The organism is Paenibacillus sp. E194, from assembly GCF_000935845.1.
Taxonomy (GTDB): Bacteria; Bacillota; Bacilli; order Paenibacillales; family Paenibacillaceae; genus Paenibacillus_B; species Paenibacillus_B alvei_B.
The window spans coordinates 1-3,808 of record NZ_JMDX01000381.1; the positions used below are offsets into that span (position 1 = coordinate 1).

At 42.7% G+C, this 3,808-nt stretch carries 4 protein-coding genes and 2 pseudogenes; 4 read left to right on the plus strand and 2 right to left on the minus strand.

What is annotated here, in order from left to right; genetic code table 11:
• Positions 1 to 294 precede the first annotated feature (294 nt).
• A pseudogene (locus AZ66_RS27735) lies at positions 295 to 859 on the minus strand (LysR family transcriptional regulator substrate-binding protein); the annotation flags it as partial.
• Between AZ66_RS27735 and AZ66_RS27740 the strand changes: the two are divergent.
• From AZ66_RS27740 to AZ66_RS27750, 4 genes and pseudogenes are all read left to right on the plus strand, one after another.
• Positions 830 to 1,543: a formimidoylglutamase gene (locus tag AZ66_RS27740; protein WP_231587079.1), complete on the plus strand. Its 714-nt coding sequence runs from the start codon at positions 830 to 832 to the stop codon at positions 1,541 to 1,543. The pseudogene AZ66_RS27735 and the gene AZ66_RS27740 sit on opposite strands and share 30 nt — an antisense overlap.
• Positions 1,527 to 1,880: pseudogene (locus AZ66_RS27745) on the plus strand (sodium/glutamate symporter); the annotation flags it as partial. The gene AZ66_RS27740 and the pseudogene AZ66_RS27745, both read left to right, overlap by 17 nt.
• Before the next feature lie 188 nt (positions 1,881 to 2,068).
• Positions 2,069 to 2,164, plus strand: coding sequence for a hypothetical protein (locus tag AZ66_RS33160; RefSeq protein WP_231587080.1), 96 nt, complete (start codon positions 2,069 to 2,071; stop codon positions 2,162 to 2,164).
• Between the two features lie 360 nt (positions 2,165 to 2,524).
• Positions 2,525 to 3,394 (plus strand): class I SAM-dependent methyltransferase, encoded by an 870-nt coding sequence (locus AZ66_RS27750; RefSeq protein WP_044357873.1) that lies wholly within the window; start codon positions 2,525 to 2,527, stop codon positions 3,392 to 3,394.
• A 65-nt stretch (positions 3,395 to 3,459) separates the two neighbouring features.
• Here the strand turns inward: AZ66_RS27750 and AZ66_RS31705 are convergent, their stop codons facing one another.
• Positions 3,460 to 3,603: a hypothetical protein gene (locus AZ66_RS31705; protein ID WP_156160118.1), complete on the minus strand. Its 144-nt coding sequence runs from the start codon at positions 3,601 to 3,603 to the stop codon at positions 3,460 to 3,462.
• Between the last annotated feature and the right edge of the window lie 205 nt (positions 3,604 to 3,808).

A 3,808-nucleotide genomic window follows, 5' to 3' on the forward strand; every position in this document is an offset into this window, starting at 1 on the left:
TCCAATAAACTCATCATTATCCGATTCTGTACATAATGAACCACTTATCTCACCAATTAATTTAACTTCATTCTTTTGATAATTGAATTGAATATCATCTAGGAAGATCGCGTCTCTTCCATGAATTTCACCTATTTCGGTTTTTATAGCTTTGATTTGTTCCATCTCGTTGATACCTCTTTCATCTTATTATTGAGCTTTCTCATGATTTTGCGAAGCTTGCAAATACCACGATGATATCTATGAACTTCACGAACAGATACAAAGTAAAGAAATGGAACGAACCTCCTTACCTTAAAGATTACTACTCTCTAACTTCTCTTTTTCACCCTTACCCATACTATATATCACATCCATTGCTTTGTGCCCTAGCGCAAAATTGCGTTGTATCTCTTCCAAGAAGCATTGAACCGCAGGTGCCAAATACCGATTTTTCATAACCATCAAATAGACGGTACGTCCCAACGCAGGCGAATCCAACGTTTTGCGGACAATCGATTCATCCTTCGGTTCAACTAAATAGTTTTCCGGAATAATGGAAACGCCTAGATTCTCTCTTACCAATGTCAAAGCGGTCTCAATCCGCTCGATTTCGAATTTGATGTTCGGAGATGCTTGCTTGAGCGCAGAGGCTCTCAAAATATCTTCCCTCGTCTGGAATCCTTCCATGCTAATAATGAAGGGTTCTCTTTCCAACTCTTTGAATGTAATAGATTCCTTCTGAGCTAGGGCATGATTCCGATGCAGCACCAAGACCAACTTTTCCTTATACAAAGGGAGTGATTCAATATCGTCTTCGTGGATGCACTGGTTCGTATTTTCGCAAGGAATCGACCACTGCCTTTCTGCTCAGCACCTTTTTGAATGCGAGGAAGGCGTTCGACGCAATCAAGGGAGATTAGGCGCGGCAAACGCTCCGAATGCGATCAGGCAAGCGCTCGCAAGCCTCCCCTGGAGAACAGCGGAAGGTCATCGTCTTGTCGATGCGGGAAATGTGACTTGTTCCAATGACAAACTTGAAGAAGCCCAAGCAGCATTGGGTCATACCGTCTCTGATCTCTTATCCAAGTCTTCTACTCCTATTATTTTTGGCGGTGGACATGAGACGCTGTATGGACATTATTTAGGTGTCCGGCAGCATATCGGACTAGATGCTTCGCTAGGCATTATCAATATTGACGCCCATTTTGACCTACACCCCTACGACACTCAGCCATCATCAGGAACGATGTTCCGTCAAATACTAGAGCAGGATCGCAATAGTAGCTACTTTGTGCTTGGCATCCAGCGTTTCGGTAATACACAAGAACTGTTCGACAAAGGGGACGATCTCGGTACCCGCTACATTTTAGAAGAAGATATGTATGAAGGACAGATCGATAACATTATTTCATCCGCTCATAAGAAAACGCTTTCTTTTGATATCTGCGAGGTGAATCCAGCCGTTGACGAGAACGGAAGAACCATTAAGCTAGGAGCCTACTTGACGAATGAAGCTATCATGACATTTATGGGGAGGAACACTGATGACGATGGCGCTTAATCAAGTGAATACGATATTTTTGGCCGTAGCCCTGCTTGTACTAGGAACCTTACTTGTCAGAAAATCGGGAGTACTGCAAAAGTTTTGTATTCCGGCGCCTGTTGTCGGTGGACTGCTGTTTGCTATTCTAGCTACAATCCTAAAAACAACAGGACTTTTGGAAATTACATTGGATACTTCGCTCCAAAGTCTATTCATGCTCACGTTCTTCACCACGGTAGGATTGAGCGCAAGCTTTCAACTCATCAAATTAGGCGGCAAGCTGCTCGTCATTTACTGGCTTGCCTGCGGATTTCTCGCTTTGGCGCAAAATAGGATCCTTGGTGCACTTTTAGGGTTCACCATTCAAAACAAAAAGACCTCCAGCCCACGATGTGGAACTGGAGGTTTTGCTGTATTTCTGCAGATGTTAAAACACTTCTTGTTGCTTGACTATAGTTATTCATACAAAACATCACATAGTGTTGTGACGACTCCCCTGCCATCGCGTCCGAATACCGCGTTATGTTTATGCCAACCGTCATGATGTTTCATAACGGTGAGCCGGTAGAAAAACTTGTCGGGCTCCGTCCTAAAAATGTGTATGAAACGCTGATCGAGCGGTACATTTATTCTCATTAAAATAAAATAATATGCTTAAGCAGCCTTCGCTCGTGCTTTCATCGGGCTAAGGCTTCTTCATTTTTTTGGTAACCGCTCGTAGTTGTAGACTGCCACTTATCCAACGGGGAAACTGGTTATGGTACTGCAATCCAGTGTGTCTGCCAAGGAATCGAGCGTAATAAGATTTGCAGCCTCATGAAGATAAGCTCCAGTCGCTCCCTTCCTGCTGTCGTCTTCACAGCCGGGCATACAAAACACCCAATGTCAACAACTCGTCATGCCAGTCTTGTTCCGCGATTGTTCCTGATTTCTTTTTTTAGGATAGAACACAATGCTCCACGAAGTCATATACCATAATGTGAAGGGGGAGGGCTATCCATGAATTGTCCGATATGCAAATCACAATTCATTACATACTTTCATCGTTATAGCCAATTTAACTTATTGCAATGTTCTAATTGCGAGTTGGTATTTCAGGAAGGATTATCAAATATCAATACTAAAAAATTTATTCCGGAAATTTATAATGAAGCTTGGTTATCTATGAGAGAGCCGTATAAAGAATCTACTTTTGTTGAATTTGCATTATTCAATATCACATTAATTCAACAATTTCACGCAACCAAAGGAAATCTGCTTGAAATAGGTTCTGGCACCGGTGAATTTTTATACGCTGCACAAGCTGCGGGATGGAATGTTTCAGGTTTAGAACCATCCGCCACTTCTTGCCAATATGTTAAAGAAAATTACGGTATTAAATTGAATAACAGCATGTGGGAGCGATCGCTTTTCCCCACACAACCAACCTTTAACGCCGTTGCTTTTTGGCATGTGCTCGAACATGTTCCGGAACCAATTACTTTTCTACAAGAAGTTCATTCTGTACTTTATGAGGATGGTTTGCTATTTTTTAGCGTTCCAAACCATCACTCCTTTACCAATGAAATTTGCGGAGTTGAATCTTTACTCTATACAGAAGTCGATCATTTATTCCATTACTCTAGTTATAATTTACCTTTATTGCTGGAACAGGCTTCATTTGAACTAATTACTATCTTTTCTCGCCAAGCTCCGCACCGAATTCATATGGATATCAATCTAAGTCTACAGAAATCAGACCGATACAAAGAAATTTCTATACAAGAGAAGATGGCTCTTATTCCCCATCTCCAAGCAGACATGCGCGGACATGAATTGTATGTCGTCGCACGTAAAAAGACGGATGTCAAGCCAAACGCGACAAAATGATTTAGGCCGTTTTCCAAACTAGACATTGTATATCCGACATCCCCTAGTAACCTAGCATTCAATGTTTATTCGAATCTATCTTTCTCCGCACCCGCCGCCACAAAGCGGACGTCCCACAATCCAATCGTCAGCACGAGCGATGGCACCGTTCCCATCGAATCCATTCGCGTTCGCGGTTCAAGCGTACCGGCAGCGAGCGCATGGCTCACAGTCTTCTCTGTCAATCGGTACAGGATGACAAAAAAAATAGAGGCTGACTGTCAGCCTCTATTTCTCAATATACTCAACTATTTTCTGATTCACAAGTACTCCGCTTATTTTTCCGATATCTACCATTTCACCCAAAGAAACAATCGCTTGATAGGATCGCTGCTGGGTCGGCTCGGCCGAAGTCCCGCCAGCGCTGCCATCTGC

Coding starts and splice junctions, on each gene's coding strand:
- AZ66_RS33160 (WP_231587080.1), top strand. CDS start 2,069: ATGTTTCATAACGGTGAGCCGGTAGAAAAACTTGTCGGGCTCCGTCCT.
- AZ66_RS27750 (WP_044357873.1), top strand. CDS start 2,525: ATGAATTGTCCGATATGCAAATCACAATTCATTACATACTTTCATCGT.